The following is a 19,091-nucleotide window of genomic DNA, read 5'->3' as shown; positions in this document are numbered from 1 at the left end:
TTAGAAAGATGAATTCAAGCTTAGAGCTAATTTTAGATCCAAGTAATGATAAATTTAAAGATGAATGTGGTGTTTTTGGGGTATATGCAAATAGAGAAATGGATGTAGCTTCTATGACTTATTATGGGCTGTATGCACTTCAGCATAGAGGACAAGAAAGTGCAGGTATTGCAGTAGCAAATGGAAATATGGTAAACCTTCATAAGGGTATGGGGCTTATAACAGAAGCCTTTTCTCAAGATGATTTAAGCAAGCTACAAGGGAATTCTGCAATAGGACATGTAAGATATTCAACTTCAGGAGATACAAGAATAGAAAATGCACAACCATTACTTAGTAAAACTAAGTTAGGTTCTATAGCTATGGCACATAATGGTACATTAGTAAATGCTGAAGTTATAAGAGAGTTACTAGAAGATGGTGGTCATGTCTTCCATACTTCAATAGATTCAGAAGTTATAGCTAACTTAATTGCAAGAGGAGCTAAAAAGGGGATTCAACGAGCTGTTTTAGATGCTATACAAGCAGTAAGAGGATCTTTTGCAATGGTTATTCTTACAGAAAATAAACTAATTGGCGTTAGAGATCCCCATGGAATTAGACCTTTATGCCTTGGAAAATTTGAAGATGGATATATTCTTTCCTCAGAAAGTTGTGCCTTAGATGCTATAGGTGCAGAGTTAGTTCGAGATATAGATCCAGGTGAAATTGTAGTTATAGATGAAAGTGGGATAAGCTCTTATAGATATTCAGAAAATACACAATGTCAAACTTGTGCTTTTGAGTATATATACTTTGCAAGACCAGATTCAACTATTGATGGATTAGATGTACATGAATCAAGAGTTAAGGCGGGACAAGAGTTATTTAAACAATATCCAATAGAGGCAGATGTAGTAGTTGCAGTACCAGATTCAGGGATACCAGCAGCGGTTGGATATGCAAAGGCTTCAGGAATACCATATGATACAGGATTTGTAAAAAATAGATATGTGGGAAGAACTTTCATTACACCATCTCAAGAAATAAGAGAAAGAGCTGTAGCAGTTAAACTAAATCCACTAAAGGTTAACATAAAAGGTAAAAAGGTTGTATTAATAGATGATTCTATAGTTAGAGGAACAACTTCAAAACATTTAGTTGATTCATTAAAAAGAGCTGGAGCTAAAGAAGTTCACTTTTTAGTAGCTTCACCAATAGTTAAATTCCCTTGTTATTTTGGAATAGATACTCCATATAGAAGTGAACTTATTGGCACAAAGGGAAGTGTAGATGAAATAAGAGAAATGATAGGTTGCGATACCTTAGGATATTTAGATATAGAAAATATGTATAAATGTTTCAAAGAAAATAGTGGATATTGTGTAGGATGCTTTAATGGAGTATATCCAGTAGCAACACCAATAGAAACATCAAAAGATCATCTTGAAAGGTAGTGTTTAATAATGATAACTTACAAAGAGGCTGGAGTTAATATAGAAGAAGGATATAAATCAGTAAAACTTATAAAAGAATATGCAAGTAGAACCATGAGTGAGTATGTTTTAAATGGACTTGGGAGTTTTGCAGGAATGGTAGAACTTCCAGAAGGATATAAAAAGCCAGTTTTAGTTTCAGGTACAGATGGAGTTGGAACTAAACTTGATATAGCTTTTAAAACTAAAAAGTATGATACTGTTGGGATTGATTGCGTTGCAATGTGTGTAAATGATATTTTATGTCATGGAGCAAAACCATTATTTTTCTTAGATTATATTGCTTGTGGAAAACTAGAGGCTGAAGTGGCAGCTGATTTAGTTAAAGGAGTTTCAGAAGGATGTGTTCAAGGTGATTGTGCTTTAGTAGGTGGAGAAACAGCAGAGATGCCTGGCTTCTATAGAGATGGAGAATATGATATGGCTGGCTTTGCTGTAGGTATCGTTGATAAAGATAAAATAATAAATGGTAAAAATATTAAAGAAGGAGATAAACTGATTGGAATTTCATCTTCTGGACTACACTCAAATGGGTATTCATTAGTTAGAAAAATATTTACTGATTTAAATGAAGATTTAAATGGAGAAGAGGTTTGGAAAACTTTAATAACTCCAACTAAAATATATGTAAAACCAATTTTAGAACTTTTAAATAACTTTGAAATAAAAGGTATGGCACATATTACAGGTGGAGGCTTTATAGAAAATGTTCCAAGAATGTTTAATGGCAATAATTTAACAGCAGTAATTAAAAAGGATAGTTATCCACTACCAGCTATTTTTGAGAAAATAATAGAAAAAGGTGTAGACAAGAATCATATGTACAACACCTTTAATATGGGGATAGGTTTTGTACTTTGCGTTAAAGAATCAGATGTAGAAGATATAATAAAAAGATTAATTGAACTTGGAGAAAAAGCTTATGAAATAGGATATGTAACAGCTGGAGGTGAGGGCTGTTGTTTAAAATAGCAGTATTAGCATCAGGTTCTGGTTCAAATCTTCAAGCAATTATAGATGCTATAGAAAGCAAAAGATTAAATTGTAAAATAGAAATGGTTATAGGAAGCAAAGAAGGGATATTTGCATTAGATAGGGCTAAGGCAAATAATATTGAAACTTATATAGTTTCAAAAAAAGAATATGGAAATAAGACATCAGATAAAATACTAGAGTTAACAAAAAGTAAAGTTGACTTAATAGTTTTAGCTGGATATCTTTCAATATTACAAGGAGATATTTTAAAAGAGTTTAAAGATAGAATTATAAATATTCATCCATCTCTTATACCATCATTTTGTGGATCCAATATGTACGGAATAAAGGTTCATGAAGCAGTTTTAAAGTCAGGGGTTAAGGTTACAGGATGTACTGTTCATTTTGTAAATGAAGAAGTAGATGGTGGAGCAATAATTCTACAAGAAACTGTAAAAATTGATTTTTATGATACTAAAGAAGAGATTCAAAAAAAGGTTTTAGTTTTAGAACATAGATTATTACCAAGAGCTATAGATTTAATAGTTAAAGGTAATATAAAAATAATTAATGGTAGAGTTAAGATAGTAGAATAAATGGAGGGTTTTAAACAATGATTAAAAGAGCTTTAATAAGTGTATTTGATAAAGAAGGAATACTAGATTTTTCAAACTTTCTATCTGGCAAGGGAGTAGAAATAATCTCAACTGGAGGTACTTTTAAACATCTAAAAGAAAATGGAGTTAAGGTTACAGAAGTAAATGAGGTGACAAATTTTCCAGAAATGTTAGATGGAAGAGTTAAGACCCTGCATCCGATACTACATGCTGGAATACTAGCAATTAGAGATAATGAAGAACATATGAATACAATTAAAGAAAGAAATATAGAGCCTATAGATATGGTTATAGTTAATCTTTATCCATTTTTTAAGAAGGTTAGAGAAGACTTATCCTTTGATGAAAAAGTTGAGTTTATAGATATTGGTGGGCCTACAATGCTTAGAGCAGCAGCTAAAAACTTTAAAGATGTAGTGGTTATATCAGATAAAGACGATTATAAGTTAGTAATGGAAGAAATTCAATCATTAGGAGAAGTTACTTTAAAGCTTAGAAAAAAACTAGCAGGAAAAGTATTTAATTTAATGAGTGCCTATGATGCTGCAATTTCAAATTTCTTATTAGGAGATGAAGAATATCCAGAATATCTTTCAGTTTCATATAAGAAGATGCAAAACTTAAGATATGGAGAAAATCCACATCAGAGTGCTGCATATTATGGAAGAACAGAAGTAAATGGGGCAATGAATAGTTTTGAAATTTTAAATGGTAAAGAACTTTCTTATAATAATATAAAAGATTTAGATATAGCTTGGAAGGTAGCTTGTGAATTTGAAGAAACAGCTTGTTGTGGACTTAAACATAATACTCCTTGTGGAGTAGCAATAGGAGAAACTCCATTTGAAGTTTATACTAAGGCTTACAATGCAGATCCTACATCAATATTTGGTGGAATAGTTGCAATAAATAGAAAAATAGATAAGGCTACAGCAGAGGAAATGGTTAAAATATTCTTGGAGGTAGTAATAGCCCCAGAGTTTGATGAAGATGCTTTAGAAGTATTAAAAACTAAAAAGAATTTAAGAGTAATTAAATGCAATAATGCTCCTAAAGATGAAAAATTTATGGTAACAGTAGATGGTGGTATGCTAGTACAAGAGGAAGATAAGAAATTAGTTGAAGAAATAAAAGTAGTAACAGAAAAAGCACCAACAGAAGAAGAAATGAAAGATTTAATCTTTGGTATGAAGGTAGTAAAATATGTAAAATCTAATGCGATAGTTACAATAAAAGATGGAGTAGCAGTAGGAATAGGTGGAGGACAAGTTAATAGAATCTGGCCTACAGAAGATGCTTTAAGAAGAGGAAAAGGAGCTACAATTTTAGCTTCAGATGCATTCTTCCCATTTAGAGATGTAGTGGATACTTGTGCTAAATATGGAGTAAAAGCAATAATTCAACCAGGTGGTTCAATGAGAGATCAAGAATCAATAGATGCATGTAATGAACATGACATTGCAATGGTATTTACAGGAATAAGACATTTTAAACACTAATTATAGCTAAAAAGTTAAACTTTGGAGGTTTGTTATGAAATTATTATTAATAGGATCTGGTGGAAGAGAACATGCTCTTGCGTGGAAGTTAGCTAAAAGTGAAAAGGTTAGTAAAATATTTGTCTCTCCTGGTAATGGTGGAACTGCAATTTTAGATAAATGTGAAAATATAGATATAATAGATATAAACGATTTAATAGTTTTTGCTAAAGAAAATAATATAGATTTAACAATTGTTGGGCCTGAAGATCCTCTAACTAAAGGAATAGTTGATTTGTTTAAAAAAGAAGGGCTTAGAATTTTTGGACCAGATAAAAACGGGGCAAAACTTGAAGGAAGTAAAAGTTATTCAAAGGATTTTATGAAAAAATACGGTGTTAAAACTGCTGAGTATGAAGTTTTTTATGATTCAGATAAAGCTTTAAAGTACCTTGAAAATTGCAGTTATCCAATAGTTATTAAAGCTGATGGATTAGCAGCTGGTAAGGGAGTTTGTATTTGTGAAACAAAAAAAGATGCAAAGGATACTATAAAATCCTTTATGATAGATGATGTATTTTCAGGAGCTGGAAACAAAGTTGTAATAGAAGAATTTCTTGAAGGGGTAGAGGCTTCGATATTATCAATAACAGATGGAAAAACAATAATACCATTTTTATCAGCAAAAGATCATAAGCAAATCTTTGATGGAGGAAAAGGTCCAAATACAGGGGGAATGGGAGTTTTAGCGCCAAATCCGTATGTTACAGATGAAGTTCAAAAAGATTTTGAAGAAAATATAATGAATAGAACCTTAGAGGGAATAAAAAAAGAAGGTTTTGATTTTAAAGGAATAATATTTTTTGGTCTTATGATAAATAAAAAAGGAACTTATCTTTTAGAATATAACGTTAGAATGGGAGATCCAGAAACTCAATCAGTACTATATTTAATGGAAAGTGACTTATTAGAATTAATAGAAGCAGCATTAGATGAAAATCTAGAAAATCAAGAAGTTAAATGGAACGCTGGAACCTGTGTTAATGTAGTATTAGCATCTAAAGGATATCCAGGAGTTTTTAAAAAAGGATATGAAATAAATATAAAAGAAGAAATAAAAGATAAAGTATTTATCGCTGGAGCAAAACTAGAAGATAGAGTACTTAAAACCAATGGAGGAAGAGTTTTATCTGTAATAGGTTTGGGTGAAACAATAGAAGAAGCAAGAAAAGAAGCATATAAAAACATAGAAAGTGTTGAATTTATAGAAAAGTATTATAGAAATGATATTGGGTTAGCTTAAGGGCGTTTTATAGAAGGAGTAGATTTTATATGTCTACTCTTTTTTGATGCAATAAAATATTTTGTGGAAATTTTAGAGTATAAATAAAAAATACAGAAGTTATAAATAGTTATGTAGATAACTTGACATAAAAAAGCAATTTAGCTATATAAAAAAAGCAATATTATTGTTAGTTTAACATCGTTTACATGGTAAAATTTACATGGAATATAAAATATGTAAAAAGGTGGTAAGCGAATGTGTAAAAAGAAGATTATGGCTATTATAATGTCTAGCTTATTTATTGCAAACTTATCGAATACTATAATTTATGCTGATATCAATGATAGGGCATACATTAATCAGTATGAACAGCAACGTGGGTCTAAACCTATTTCAGAAAAGTTAGTTCCAAAATCGGAGATAACAGCAACAGCTACTTCATCACAACCAGGAGAAGGAGCTGATAAAGCAATAGACAATAATACATCAACTCTTTGGCATACACCGTGGGGAGGGGTAGATATAGGAAGTAATCCTCAAAGTTTAACATTAAACCTTGGGAAAACTAGGAATATTTCATCAATTCACGTAACACCAAGACAACAGGGGAATAACGGAATGATAAAAGAATACAAAATTTATGCGGGAGATAAAGTAATGGCAGAGGGAACTTGGAAGACAGATGCAAGTACTAAATATGTAATTTTTAATGAACCAGTATCAACGGATAATATAAGAATTGAAGCAATATCTACTGCAGGAGATACTAACAATAAGTATGCAAGTATAGCTGAAGTAGAAGTATATGAAGCATCAAATTCAGAAATAGTTAAATTAGTTGAAGCTAGCAATAAGGTTATTAATAGTGGAAATGGTGGAAGCTATGAAGGTAATATAGATGAAGTTAAAACTTTAGAAGAAGGAACTGCAATTATTAGATTTATTAATAAGGGAAGTGGAATACAAAGCTTATTTAGTATTAGTAATAATACTAGAGCAAATGAACATTTTCATGTTTATTTAAATGGTGGAACTATTGGGTATGAGTTAAGAAAGCAAAGTGGAAATTTATCTACAGGAACTGTAAATAAAGCATTAAATGCAGGTATAAATACTCTTGCATTTAGAGCAGAAAAAAATACAGGATATTCTATTTATTTAAATGGAGAAAAGATATTAGATAAAGCTGTTACTTCTGCTACATTCTTATCAACATTAGAAGGGTTAAATACTTTAAGTTTAGGAAAGACAGATAGAGCTTCTGGTAGTAATGAATATAATTTTACAGGAGAAATAGATTTCTTTGAGTTATATTCACAACCATTAGCAGATAGGTATTTGAAGGAAATAACAGGTGAAACTACAGCGAAAGAATTACCACTTCCAGAAGGTGTGTTAAAAACAGAACCTATCGATTTATTTGCACCAGGAGAATTAGATAGTAATAATTTTAGAATTCCAGCTTTATATACAACTAAAAATGGAAATGTTTTAGCATCTATAGATGTTAGAAAAGGTGGAGGTCATGATTCACCTAATAATATAGATACAGGAATAAAGAGAAGTATAGATGGTGGGGTAACTTGGGATGAAGGAAAAGTAATACTTGATTATCCAGGAGCATCATCAGCAATAGATACATCAATGATTCAAGATGAAGAAACAGGAAGAATATTCTTATTAGTTACTCATTTTGCAGAAGGATATGGATTCCCTAATTCTACAACAGGAAGTGGATATGTTGAAATAGAAGGACAAAGATACCTTAAGTTATTAGGAGCTAATAATTCTATTTATACAGTAAGAGAAAATGGAATTGTATATGATAGTAATGGGGAGGCTACAAACTATAAAGTAGATGAGCAAAATGAACTTTATGAAAATGAAACACGTGTAGGAAATATTTTATTAAGTAATTCTCCATTAAAAGTAATGGGAACATCCTTCTTATCATTAATTTATAGTGATGATGAAGGAGAAACTTGGAGTGATCCTATAGATTTAAATAAACAAGTGAAATCAGATTGGATGAGATTTTTAGGAACAGGACCAGGAAGAGGTCATCAAATTAAAACAGGAAACTATGCAGGAAGATTAGTATTTCCAGTGTATTTAACTAATTCATCAGGTTTCCAATCAAGTACAGTTATATATAGTGATGATAATGGTGCTACTTGGAATATGGGAGAAACAGCTACTGATGGTAGATTAATGAGTAATGGAGAAAAAGCTAATGCTGAAACAATAACAACATCTACAAGTGGAGGGGTAGGTCAGTTAACTGAGTGTCAAGTTGTTGAAATGCCAAATGGACAATTAAAAATGTTTATGAGAAACACTGGTGGAAATAGTAGTTATGTAAGAATAGCTACTAGCTTTGATGGGGGAGCTACTTGGGATGATGATGTAGTAAGAGATGAAAATATAAGAGAACCATATTGTCAACTAAGTGTTATTAATTACAGTCAAAAAATAGATGGAAAAGATGCATTAATATTTGCAAATCCTGATGCAGGAAATAGAAGTAATGGAACTGTTAGGATAGGTTTAATAACAGAAAATGGAAATTATGACAATGGTGAACCACGTTATGACATTGAGTGGAAATATAGTAAAGTAGTAGCTCCAGGAACTTATGCATATTCTTGTTTATCAGAAATGCCTAATGGAGAAATTGGATTATTTTATGAGGGTACAGGAAGTCAAGAAATGTCCTTTACTAGAATGAATGTGGATTATTTAAAATCTGATTTGCTACAAGATGCACCAGCAGCTAATATAATATCGTATAAAACAACTAGTGAAAATTATAATCCAGGAGATAAAATAAATTTAAATATAACTTTTGATCAAGCAGTATCTCTTATAGGAGATAGAACTTTAACTTTAGATATTGGAGGGAAAGATGTTACATTAACCTTAGTTGGTAAAGAAAGTGGTAGTGAATATTCCTTTGAAGGAACAATACCATCAGATATAAAAGGTGGTAAATATGGTATAACTCTAAAAGGAAAAACTGGATTAAAAGTAGTTAATATAATCGATAAAGTAACTAATATAAGTGAGGATAAAGATACAGGGTTAACTATACAAATTGGACAAGATGTAGTAGAGGTAGATAAAAGTGCTTTACAAGATGTAATAAATACTACAACTAATTTAAATAAAGAAGATTATACAGAAGAAAGCTGGAGGGTATATGAAGATGCTTTAAACAATGGTAAATTAGTTTTAGCAAAGGAAGATGCAACCCAAGAAGAAGTAAACAATGCTAAGACTACACTAGAAAGTGCAATAGATAGTCTAGTTAAAAAGGAAAATCAAGAAATAGAAAAAAGACATCTTAAAATAGCTATAGATTATGCTGAAAAATTAAATCAAGATGGTGGTCTTGAAGGTGTAGTACCTGTAGTTGTTGATAAATTCCATAAAGAATTAAAAGAAGCAAAAGAAGTTTATGAAAATATTAATGCTACAACTGAAGAAGTTGATTTAGCATTTGATGAACTAATGAAAGTAATTCATATGCTTGAATTTAAGCAAGGAGATAAAACTGAACTTAGAAATATGATAGATAAGATAGAAGCATTAGATAAAAATCTATATATACCATCAACTTGGACTAAATTAGAAGGTTCACTTGAAAATTCTAATAAAGTATTAAGTAATGAAAATACTATGGAGGAAGAGGTAAAAGAAACCTTTGAGGAATTAGTTAGAGCTTATGCGGAAATCAGATTAAAACCAAATAGAGATGCTTTAAATGAACTAATAAAAGATACTGAAAGTCGTGACTCAAGTAAATACACCGAAAAAACATGGAAGGTTGTAGAGGTTGCATTGTTAAAAGCTAAAGAAGTAAGTAACAATGAGGAAGCTACTGCAAGGGAAGTAAAAGAGGCTGAAAAAGAGTTACGAGGAGCTGTTGATAAACTTATAGCTAAAGATAATGGAAATGGAGGTTCATCAAGTGGTGGAGGATCATCAAGCAATGGAGCTTCATCAAACAATACTACTACATCAGGAAAGAATAATACAAGTATTGGAAAGGGTAAAACATTACCAAGAACAGGAGGAGTTCCAGCTGCTGCAATAGGATTATTCGGAGTAGTTACAACAGCAGTAGGTACTATAATTTCTAAAAAGAAAAAATAAAATATTATAGAAAAAGAGCAACTAATAGGATTTTTAGCCTTATTAGTTGCTCTTTATATTAATAGTGGAATTTAGTTTAATATAAAATTTAAAAATATTTAAAAAATATAAAAAATATATTTGAAAAAATCTGAATTATGATATAATATAAGTGTATAATATAAAAATAAGGAAATTTTATATCGAAAACAATTATTTGCTTAAATATAAAATAAAAATATCTTTATTTTTATATAAATTAAATTTTATATTATAAGGGGGATATATATGAATCCAAAATCACAAAAGATTAAAAGAGAAAAACTAATAAGAAGAGGAGGTGCAGCATTAGCTTTAATGGCTTTTGTAACTGCTAATACTTCAGTACCTGTATTTGCAGATATTAATACTTTAAATGAAGTTGTAAGTCAGCAACAAAAACCTAACTATGAAATTAGTTATTTAAATACTTTAAGTTATGATGAACTAGTTTCAGTAATTAAAAATTCAAACTTTGGAGATATAAAAGGAATTTTTGATTTTAATCAAGATACATCTAAATTTTACAATGATAGAAATCGTATTCAAGCATTGATAAATGCATTAGAAGAAAGTGGGCGTGAATATACAAAGGATGATAATAAGGGGATACCTGAATTATTTGAAGTTTTAAGAGCAGGATTTTATTTAGGATTTTATAATAAAGAGCTATCTTACTTAAATGATTTAGATTATAAAAATAAATGTTTACCAGCATTGAAAGCTATAGAAAATAATAAGAATTTTGGACTAGGTACAATTGAACAAGATAAAGTGGTTAAAGCATTAGGAACATTTATAGGAAATGCTTCAGCAGATAGTGAAGTAATTAATAATACGGCTAAAGTGTTAAAAGACGTTAGAGAAAATTTTGATACATATAAAAACGACTATTATAAACTAACTTCTGCATATGAATTAATGAAAGGGATAGAATATCATACAAGTACTATATTGGCAACAGCAAAAGATGAAAAGTCAGAAAATACACAATTCTACAGTAATATAGATACTTTTATAGAAGAAGTAGAAAATTTATGTTTATTAGGAAATAACATAGAAGAAGATAATGAGTACATAGTTAATAATGCTATATATTTCACAGGAAGACTTAGTAAGTTTAGAAGTGACAAGAGATATTCTCAAAGAGCATTAACAGATGCAATGAAGCTATATCCTTATTTATCATACCAATATGTAGAAGCTGCAATAGCATTAATTACTAATTTCAAAGGAGAAGACTTTGATGGTAATGTTATAAAGATGTCTGATATAAAAGAAGAAGGTAAAAAGAAGTATTTATCAAAGACATATACTTTTGATGATGGTAAATTTATAGTTAAAGCAGGAGATAAAGTTTCAGAAGAAAAAATTCAAAGACTTTATTGGGCAGCTAAAGAGGTACAAGCTCAATATATGAGAGTTGTTCAAAATGATAAACCTTTAGAACAAGGGAATCCAGATAATATTTTAAATGTTGTTATATATAACTCTCCAAAGGAATATAAATTAAACCAAAAGTTTTATGGCTATAGTGTAGATAATGGGGGAATATACATAGAAAACATAGGAACATTCTTTACTTATGAAAGAACAGAACAAGAAAGTATATACACATTAGAAGAATTATTCCGTCATGAATTTACTCATTACTTACAAGGAAGATATGTAGTTCCTGGCATGTGGAGAAGAGGAGATTTCTATAAAGATAATTTACTAACTTGGTATGAAGAAGGAACAGCAGAATTCTTTGCAGGATCAACTAGAACAGAGGGAATAAAACCAAGAAAATCTATTGTGAAAAATATAGCTTATAATGAAGATGATAGAATGGATTTAAATTCACTACTTCATGTAGGTTATGGGGATTGGAGTTTCTATTATTACGGCTTTGCTTTTTCAAATTATATGTATAGTCATAATATAGATATGTTTAAAAATATTACTAATAATATAAAGACAAATAATTTACAAGGATATAAAGATTATATAAAAGCTCTTAGTAGTAATGTTGATTTAAATAAAAGATACCAAAATAATATGGATGATTTATTAAATAATGTAGATAAACTTAATGTACCATTAGTATCAGATGATTATATAAAAGAACATTCTTATAAAAATTCAAAAGAAGTTTATGATGAAATAAAAGATACTGCTAATTTAAAAGATATAAAAGTAAACGAAACATCATCACAATTCTTTAAAACTTTTGATTTAAGAGGAAACTTTGTTGGAGAAAAATCTAATGGAGAATCAAGTGATTGGAATAAAATGAATGAAAAGCTAAATGAAGTTTTAAAGGAACTTTCAAATAAAGAATGGGATGGATATAAAACACTTACAGCATACTTTACTAATTATAGAGTAAATAATGATGGAAATTACGAGTATGATGTTGTAATACATGGTGTTTTAACTGATGAAATTAAAAATCATGATGAATCAACAGTTGATAAAAATCAAAATAAAGAAGAAGAAAAGCAACAAGAAAAAGTAGAAGAAAAAGAAAATAGTACTGTAGAGCAAAAAGATAAAACTATCAACTTAGGTGAAGCTATAGTTACTGATATAACAGATGTAAATTATCAAGAAAAATTCTATTTTGATGTAGAGGAAGCTGGAGATGTTAATATAAAACTAGAAAACCCAAATGAAATTGGAATGTCATGGATTTTATATAAAGAAGGAAGTTCAGAGTTTATTACTTATCCTAAGATGGAAAAGAAGATTTTACAAGGAAAAGCACATTTAAACCCAGGAAGATACTATATACAAGCCTATAAATATAGTAAAGAAGAAGAAAAAGGAAATTATACTTTAACTCTTACTGGAGATATAAATGGAGGTATAATAAAAGAAAGTGAAAATAATAATACCTACGAAACAGCAATGAATATAGATAATATTAAAAAGATATCAGCAAGTCTTGATAAAGAAGATGATATTGATATATATGAAATAAACTTAGATAAAGAGACAGAATTAAATATAGTTCTAGAAAATAATGAGAACTTAGATGTTAATTGGCTTCTTTATTCATCAAGTAATTTAACAAATTATGTAGATTATGCAAAGAGAGAAAATATGAATTTACAAAGTACTTATATGGCAAAACCAGGTAAATATTATGTAGCTGTATATAAGTACAACAAAGATTCAAAGGGAAATTATAAATTAAATATAAATAGAAAATAGATTTTTTCATTGAATAAAAAGTGCCACCTAATTAGGTGGTGCTTATTTTTTCAGCTATTTTACAAAAGGAGAAATGGATACTTCGATAAACCTATACAGTAAAAGTTTATATAATACTAGACAAAATATAAAAAAGTCTATAAAATATAAGTAAGTGATTGAATTTTATGATAGTGTAAAGTTTCGTATGAAAAAATAGCTTACAGCTAATTTGGAATAATAGTTAAAAATATCTTTGCAATATCTAAGAAAATTTTAAAATTGAATATGCTAAAAAGACCTTCGGTAACGGAGGCAAAAACTTAATCAATATTTGATTTTATGATTTATCAAGAAGTTTGTGATTCTTGCATATGTAATATGGTTTGTTGACCGAGACTGATAAGAATTTGCCACTTTGCAGGCATATTGTCAATACCATCTAGTTGCTTTAATTCGTTTAAAGGACGCCAGTAATTGTAAGGATGCGGGCGTAAGAAATTGTAATAAGCAACCCAAAGGGAGAAGCCATAAAGAGCACCTTCATCACTTCCATAACCACAGGTACCCCTGTAGGAAGATTTAAAGGTACGGTTTAAACGCTCTACAACTTGCTCAACCCAACGAAATTCTTCAGATACTGGATCATCGTTAGTAAGTCCGATAACTTGAGTTAGATTAAATTCTTTATTTTTTTCTAATTCAAATTGTTGCTTCGCTAACGGATATGAACTGTAACCATCGGCAACAAAGTTTAAAGCTTTTCCAGAGAAGTCTTTAAACTTATCAAAAGCCATACGCATTGTTAGTATACAAGGGTCAGTAGCTCTTGTATCAGATACTTGATAACCTAGAATAGACATTTTACAATTAACGTGATAAGTCAAGCATAGTCCCATTATATGCGGGCTAAACTTCTTAAAACTAAATCCGGTAGCATGTTTTGATATTGGATTTAGTTTTAAGAAGTTAATATTAAATTCACGATATATGTAATGAAGCTTATACTTGTATTTATCACAAGGATCAATATTCTTTGGAAGATTCTTAAGATTTCTTTGATAGTATAAGCATTTAGAATTATTACATTTATGTATTTTAAAGTGCTTGCGTTGCTTTTGTTCCGTAAGCGTAGCACCGCAATAAGGACATATAAATACTATTGGTTTAGTTGTGTAATTAGTTTCTTTAAATGTAAGACCACAAACTTTACATTGAAACTGTCCTTTACTGCCATTGTTATCGTATATATATTCATGTGGTGCACCACACTTAGGACATTTAGTTTTTTTAGGGATAGACTTCCCGTTCCGTCTTTGGGCGGGTTTTACGGTCTTGTTATATTTATGTTTGTAATAAGCTAAAAGTAATATATAGTCTACTTTTTCAAATCTAATAATTGTGGGTAGCTTATCTACTTTGAATTTTTGGTATTCTGGGCTATTAGAATCATCAAATATCATCTGGTTAAGTGGAATATGTTGTGAGATGAATAAAAGTAATTGACCGATAATGGCAATTAAATATTGATTATAAGTAATTAAATAAGTTATAATTGAATCTATAATAACGATATCCTTTCATGTGTGATTTTGTTTGGTGAGAGATTCAATTTTAACATGAAATTAGGGGGTCGTTATTTTTTTATACAAAAAAACTGGCGAAACCTTGATATATAAAGATTTAAAAAGAAAAGTAGGGTAAAAAACTTTACACTAACAATTTTATAAAGGGGTAATAAAAATGAGTAAAGAAAATAAAGAAGTATTTTGGGAAGCAACTATTGAAGAGGTAAAAAAAGGATATATAGAAAAGGATGATAGTTATAAGTGTATAATTTGTGATGAAATTTTTACAAAGGGGAGAATATATGAAATAGATTCAAAGCTTTATGATGCTAAGAAAACAATAGAACTTCATATAGAAGAAAAACATGGTTCAACTCTTGAGTATTTATTAGGAATGAATAATAGTTTTACAGGTATATCAGAAGCTCAAAGAAGTTTATTACAATTAATAGCTAGCGGATTATCTGATAAAGAGGTAGCGTTAAAATTAGGGGTTGCACAGTCAACTATTAGAAATCATCGTTATAAGCTAAGAGAAAAAGAAAAACAAGCAAAATTATTTTTAGCTATGATGGAATTACTTTCAACAAATACAAATAAAAAAATAAATAAATTAGAAAAAGAGACATTAAATGACGCACATAAAACAGCAACTACTATAGATGATAGATACAATACAACAGATAAAGAAATGGAATTAGTTATTAAAATTTATATGGATGATACAGGAGCTTTAAAGAGTTATCCAGCAAAGGAAAAGAAAAAGATAATTGTACTAGCAGAAATATCTAAAAATTTTTCGAAAGGTAAGAAGTATTCTGAAAAGGAAGTTAATAGGATTTTAAAAAGAATATATGAAGACTATGTTACCTTAAGAAGAGCATTAGTAGAGTATGGTTTTATTGAGAGAGCTAATGACTGTAGTAGCTATTGGGTAAAGGAATAAAAATGGTGAAATGTGACATGCCTCATGGAACCTTTTGTTATTTAAGTGATATAGAAGAATATATAAATAAAGCAAATGATAAAAATTATTTTTTTATGGTGAAAAAAGATAATGATATTATATATTAGGTAAAATAACAACCTCTAATTACTTAGGGTATTTTAAGTAATTAGAGGTTTAATTTATTTTAAATTATTTAATGCTTTTAAGAGTATTAAATAATAGTTATTTTTATTATAATTTAAAAATTTAAGCTAGTTGTAATATAATAAGATGAGAAGGATCTGCATTAACGCTTAATTTATTAGTATCAGCATTTTGAACAGATAATTGATATTTAGTATCTGTAGTTTCTATCATAGAAAATCCAATTGTATCAGAGTTACCAGCATTTGAAACAACTGAATAGGTTATAAGTGTACCGTTTAAAGATAAGCCTATTTTAGGACTACCTTTAGCACTAATTTGAAATAAAACTAAATATTTTGCTTTTTTTTGTAAATCAAAAGTATCATTAGCAGAATTAGCTTTAATAGTATTTCCACCAGAAACAGCTGTCTTATCAAACTTAATAAATCCATTTGGAGCAATATCTTTTTGTTCTGTAGTATTATAGAAATCTACATAACCTAATAAACCACCAGGTATGCCAGGTGTTCCAGGATCACCTTGAGGTCCCTGAGGTCCTTGAGGCCCTTGAGGTCCTACAGGTCTAGGAATTTGAATTTTAGGTGGAACGAAATATCCAGGACAATCCTTGTGGTGATGATGATCATGATTACAATAGTTATCAAAGTTCATAAAAAAATCCTCCTTAATTTTATCTGACGTTTAAATATTATTTTTTAGTTATACAATATAATATGATATGTAAAATAAAATGTTCTTAAATTAATAATTATGTAAAAACTTTTTATACATTTAATGTATAATTAAGTATAAATAGTAATAATTATAGTGTTTTTAATATTTAATAAGTATATAAAAAGGTTATAGATGTAGATTTAATATTTGGAATAAAAGGACAAACTAGAGAGAATTTAATAGAAGATTTTAAACTTGCTTTTCAAGCTGGAGCAACTCAAGTATCAACATATCCTTTTATAGATTTCTCTTATGCTAATAATAGAAGTGAACCTACAAAAAGTAATGAGAAAAAGAAGTTGTTAAAGGTGTTAGAGGATATAAGTAGAGAATTAAAACTTAAGAGGACTTCATTATGGACCTTTGGTGAAAAGGATATTCCTAAATATTCATCAATAACTAGAGATTCATATTTAGGTTTTGGAGCAAGTGCAGCAACATTATACACATCAATATATAGATAAAACTTGGAGTATATGCACTAATGAGCCTTGGCCCGAAAAAATAGAATTATATTAATATTTAATAATTAAAATAATAAATCAGCAAATTTATGTTGTTGCTGATTTATTTTAGTTTCTTAGAATGAGTTATAAGTAAATAAATTTATAGAATTTTATCAAGGATATGTTAAATTATAGTTTAAATAATATGAAATAAATTTACCATTAAATTTATTTAATGTAATTGAAAGTGAAGTTTTTGATGAATCATCTTTAAAATAAGCTGTATAATTATCTCCAATATAGGAATTAGAAAATTTAAAATAAATTTTATTATTTATAGGTATTTTATCGAAATAATCTAAGGCAGAAGATTTTAATTCATCAGAAGATAATTCTTGTATATTTTCATAATTTGTATCCTTAAAATTATAACAGTCAATATAATAAGGACAAGATGTTTTTATATTAAAAGAAACTACATAGCGTAATGAGGAATTATCTTTTTTTATAAAGGATATATCAGCTAGATTATCTTTATTTGATATTGTATAAAAGTTAACGTCAGGTATATAATCGGATATATTAAAATCACTACCAAAGAGTATAGTTAATAGTTCATGTGATTTATTTATAAGTTTCAATTTACTGATCTCTGTTAATTTGGTATTAGAAGTATAATTAGGGGCGGTAATTTCTTTTGTATAAATAACGTCAGTTTTTATGGGAGAATAGTTATAAAAGAGTAATAATATTAAGCAAATAAAAAATAAACTAATAGAATACTTTAAAACTTTCATATAAAATCTCCTTTAAAATGTAATTTTATAGTAGTACCTTTATTTGGAGTGCTAGAAATATAAAATTTAATATCTAATATTTCAATAATCTTTAAACAAATTGTAAGTCCTAAACCAAACCCTCCAATAGAATGTACTCTAGATTTATTAACCATATAGAAAGGTTCGAATATTTTGTCCAAGTCTTCTTTGGGAATACCTATACCAGAATCTTTTATTACTAAAGAATTTTTATTAAGAACGATAATAATATTTTTTTCTAAAACACTATTATTAGATAATGCTTTAATTGAGTTATCTATAAAATTAGATAATAAGGTAGTTAGTAAATACCTATCTGTTTTTAATACAAAATCAAATCCATGTATAGAAAGATTTATATTATTTTCTATAAGTTTGATTTTAATAGTATTTTTAATATCTTCTAACACAGAAATTATAGATACATCTTCTATATCTAGATTTATTTTATCAAGTGTTATAAGCTTTATTAAATTTGTTGTTAAAGACTCTATTCTTTTTCCATCATTATAAATTGTTTCAAAAGATTTATGTATTAAGTCAATATCATTAATTTTTTTATTAACCATGAGACTAGAATATCCTATAATAGATGTTAATGGAGTTTTAATTTCATGAGTAAGATTATTAATAAAACGCTGTTTTGATAAATTTTCTCTACTTAATAATAATATTTTATTTTTAATTTCTTCACTCATTATATTAAAATTAGTAGAAATAGTATTAAGTTCTTCAATGTTACTAGAATATGAAAGTTTCTTGTTGAAGTTTCCTCTTATTATTTCATCTATATTATCACTCAGAATAGATAAAGGTTTAGTTATATCAAAGGAAATTAAATATATTATAAATAAAAATACTAAAATAAAAAGAAAATTTAATTCTAATAAAATAATAATATTATTATTTTGTGTAGTATATAAAGAATCTATATTATTTATATAGGTAAAACTAAAATCTTGGTTATTAAATGAAATTTCTTTACTTATAATTAAATTACTAGTATTATTTAAATTTGATATAATATAATTAGCTTTTTTATTATCGAAAGAAAATAATTCATTTGGTAAATTAAATTTACTAGAATTAGAAGAATAAATTATATTGTTATCTTTAGTTCTAAACTCTAAATTAATAGATGGATTTTGTATAATGCTTAAATAATTCTCGCTTTTAATAGATATAATTTCTTCAGTTGTTAAAAATAAATTATTTAAATTTTCACCACTTTTAATGTTTGAATATATTACAGCATACTCTCTAAAACTT

The 19,091-nt window shown here is 28.3% G+C and carries 14 protein-coding genes; 10 read left to right on the top strand and 4 right to left on the bottom strand.

The features are described from left to right. The first annotated feature begins 8 nt into the window (after positions 1–8). The 7 genes from purF to BTM21_RS07225 all read left to right on the top strand — a co-directional run bounded on the left by purF (position 9) and on the right by BTM21_RS07225 (position 13,201). On the top strand, positions 9–1,436 hold the full coding sequence (gene purF, locus BTM21_RS07255; protein ID WP_021875368.1) for an amidophosphoribosyltransferase: 1,428 nt from the start codon (positions 9–11) through the stop codon (positions 1,434–1,436). Positions 1,437–1,445: 9 nt separating this feature from the next. Then, entirely contained in the window at positions 1,446–2,447 is a 1,002-nt protein-coding gene (gene purM, locus BTM21_RS07250) for a phosphoribosylformylglycinamidine cyclo-ligase (protein WP_021875369.1), read from the top strand. Continuing rightward, complete coding sequence (gene purN, locus BTM21_RS07245) at positions 2,435–3,046, top strand: phosphoribosylglycinamide formyltransferase (protein WP_079481269.1); 612 nt, start codon at positions 2,435–2,437, stop codon at positions 3,044–3,046. Before purM ends, purN begins: the two co-directional genes overlap by 13 nt. Before the next feature lie 17 nt (positions 3,047–3,063). Beyond that, a complete protein-coding gene (gene purH, locus BTM21_RS07240; RefSeq protein ID WP_021875371.1) occupies positions 3,064–4,566 on the top strand; it encodes a bifunctional phosphoribosylaminoimidazolecarboxamide formyltransferase/IMP cyclohydrolase in 1,503 nt (500 codons plus the stop codon). A gap of 34 nt (positions 4,567–4,600) precedes the next feature. Beyond that, on the top strand, positions 4,601–5,848 hold the full coding sequence (gene purD / locus BTM21_RS07235; RefSeq protein ID WP_021875372.1) for a phosphoribosylamine--glycine ligase: 1,248 nt from the start codon (positions 4,601–4,603) through the stop codon (positions 5,846–5,848). A 237-nt stretch (positions 5,849–6,085) separates the two neighbouring features. Beyond that, positions 6,086–9,985: a sialidase domain-containing protein gene (locus tag BTM21_RS07230; protein ID WP_079481270.1), complete on the top strand. Its 3,900-nt coding sequence runs from the start codon at positions 6,086–6,088 to the stop codon at positions 9,983–9,985. 267 nt (positions 9,986–10,252) lie between these two features. Next, positions 10,253–13,201: a collagenase gene (locus tag BTM21_RS07225; protein ID WP_021875374.1), complete on the top strand. Its 2,949-nt coding sequence runs from the start codon at positions 10,253–10,255 to the stop codon at positions 13,199–13,201. 329 nt (positions 13,202–13,530) lie between these two features. Here BTM21_RS07225 and BTM21_RS07220 read toward each other — a convergent pair whose 3' ends face one another. Next, positions 13,531–14,745 carry a DDE-type integrase/transposase/recombinase gene (locus BTM21_RS07220; protein ID WP_079481077.1) on the bottom strand — a complete coding sequence of 405 codons (1,215 nt, stop codon included), beginning with the start codon at positions 14,743–14,745 and terminating at the stop codon, positions 13,531–13,533. A 178-nt stretch (positions 14,746–14,923) separates the two neighbouring features. Here BTM21_RS07220 and BTM21_RS07215 point away from each other — a divergent pair, with 178 nt between their 5' ends. Further along, on the top strand, positions 14,924–15,694 hold the full coding sequence (locus tag BTM21_RS07215; RefSeq protein WP_021875375.1) for a DUF2087 domain-containing protein: 771 nt from the start codon (positions 14,924–14,926) through the stop codon (positions 15,692–15,694). Positions 15,695–15,696: 2 nt separating this feature from the next. Further along, on the top strand, positions 15,697–15,822 hold the full coding sequence (locus tag BTM21_RS14085; RefSeq protein WP_259678978.1) for a hypothetical protein: 126 nt from the start codon (positions 15,697–15,699) through the stop codon (positions 15,820–15,822). Positions 15,823–15,943: 121 nt separating this feature from the next. Here the strand turns inward: BTM21_RS14085 and BTM21_RS07210 are convergent, their stop codons facing one another. Further along, positions 15,944–16,495 (bottom strand): hypothetical protein, encoded by a 552-nt coding sequence (locus BTM21_RS07210; RefSeq protein ID WP_021875377.1) that lies wholly within the window; start codon positions 16,493–16,495, stop codon positions 15,944–15,946. Between the two features lie 362 nt (positions 16,496–16,857). Here BTM21_RS07210 and BTM21_RS13685 point away from each other — a divergent pair, with 362 nt between their 5' ends. Further along, positions 16,858–17,022, top strand: a complete 165-nt coding sequence (locus BTM21_RS13685) for a hypothetical protein (protein WP_161493088.1) — start codon at positions 16,858–16,860, stop codon at positions 17,020–17,022. A gap of 155 nt (positions 17,023–17,177) precedes the next feature. On the opposite strand, the gene BTM21_RS07205 is transcribed toward BTM21_RS13685, so the two are convergent. Next, entirely contained in the window at positions 17,178–17,645 is a 468-nt protein-coding gene (locus BTM21_RS07205) for a hypothetical protein (RefSeq protein WP_021875379.1), read from the bottom strand. Positions 17,646–17,797: 152 nt separating this feature from the next. After that, positions 17,798–18,520: a sensor histidine kinase gene (locus tag BTM21_RS07200; RefSeq protein WP_096145395.1), complete on the bottom strand. Its 723-nt coding sequence runs from the start codon at positions 18,518–18,520 to the stop codon at positions 17,798–17,800. Positions 18,521–19,091 lie beyond the last annotated feature (571 nt).

This window comes from Clostridium chauvoei, from assembly GCF_002327185.1.
Lineage (GTDB): Bacteria > Bacillota > Clostridia > Clostridiales > Clostridiaceae > Clostridium > Clostridium chauvoei.
The sequence above is the reverse complement of the archived record's forward strand: the minus strand, read 5'-3'. Positions and strand labels throughout refer to the sequence as shown.

Coding starts and splice junctions, on each gene's coding strand:
- purD (WP_021875372.1), top strand. CDS start 4,601: ATGAAATTATTATTAATAGGATCTGGTGGAAGAGAACATGCTCTTGCG.
- purH (WP_021875371.1), top strand. CDS start 3,064: ATGATTAAAAGAGCTTTAATAAGTGTATTTGATAAAGAAGGAATACTA.
- BTM21_RS07210 (WP_021875377.1), bottom strand. CDS start 16,495: ATGAACTTTGATAACTATTGTAATCATGATCATCATCACCACAAGGAT.
- BTM21_RS07225 (WP_021875374.1), top strand. CDS start 10,253: ATGAATCCAAAATCACAAAAGATTAAAAGAGAAAAACTAATAAGAAGA.
- BTM21_RS14085 (WP_259678978.1), top strand. CDS start 15,697: ATGGTGAAATGTGACATGCCTCATGGAACCTTTTGTTATTTAAGTGAT.
- BTM21_RS07200 (WP_096145395.1), bottom strand. CDS start 18,520: ATGAGTGAAGAAATTAAAAATAAAATATTATTATTAAGTAGAGAAAAT.
- purM (WP_021875369.1), top strand. CDS start 1,446: ATGATAACTTACAAAGAGGCTGGAGTTAATATAGAAGAAGGATATAAA.
- purF (WP_021875368.1), top strand. CDS start 9: ATGAATTCAAGCTTAGAGCTAATTTTAGATCCAAGTAATGATAAATTT.
- BTM21_RS07215 (WP_021875375.1), top strand. CDS start 14,924: ATGAGTAAAGAAAATAAAGAAGTATTTTGGGAAGCAACTATTGAAGAG.
- BTM21_RS07230 (WP_079481270.1), top strand. CDS start 6,086: ATGTGTAAAAAGAAGATTATGGCTATTATAATGTCTAGCTTATTTATT.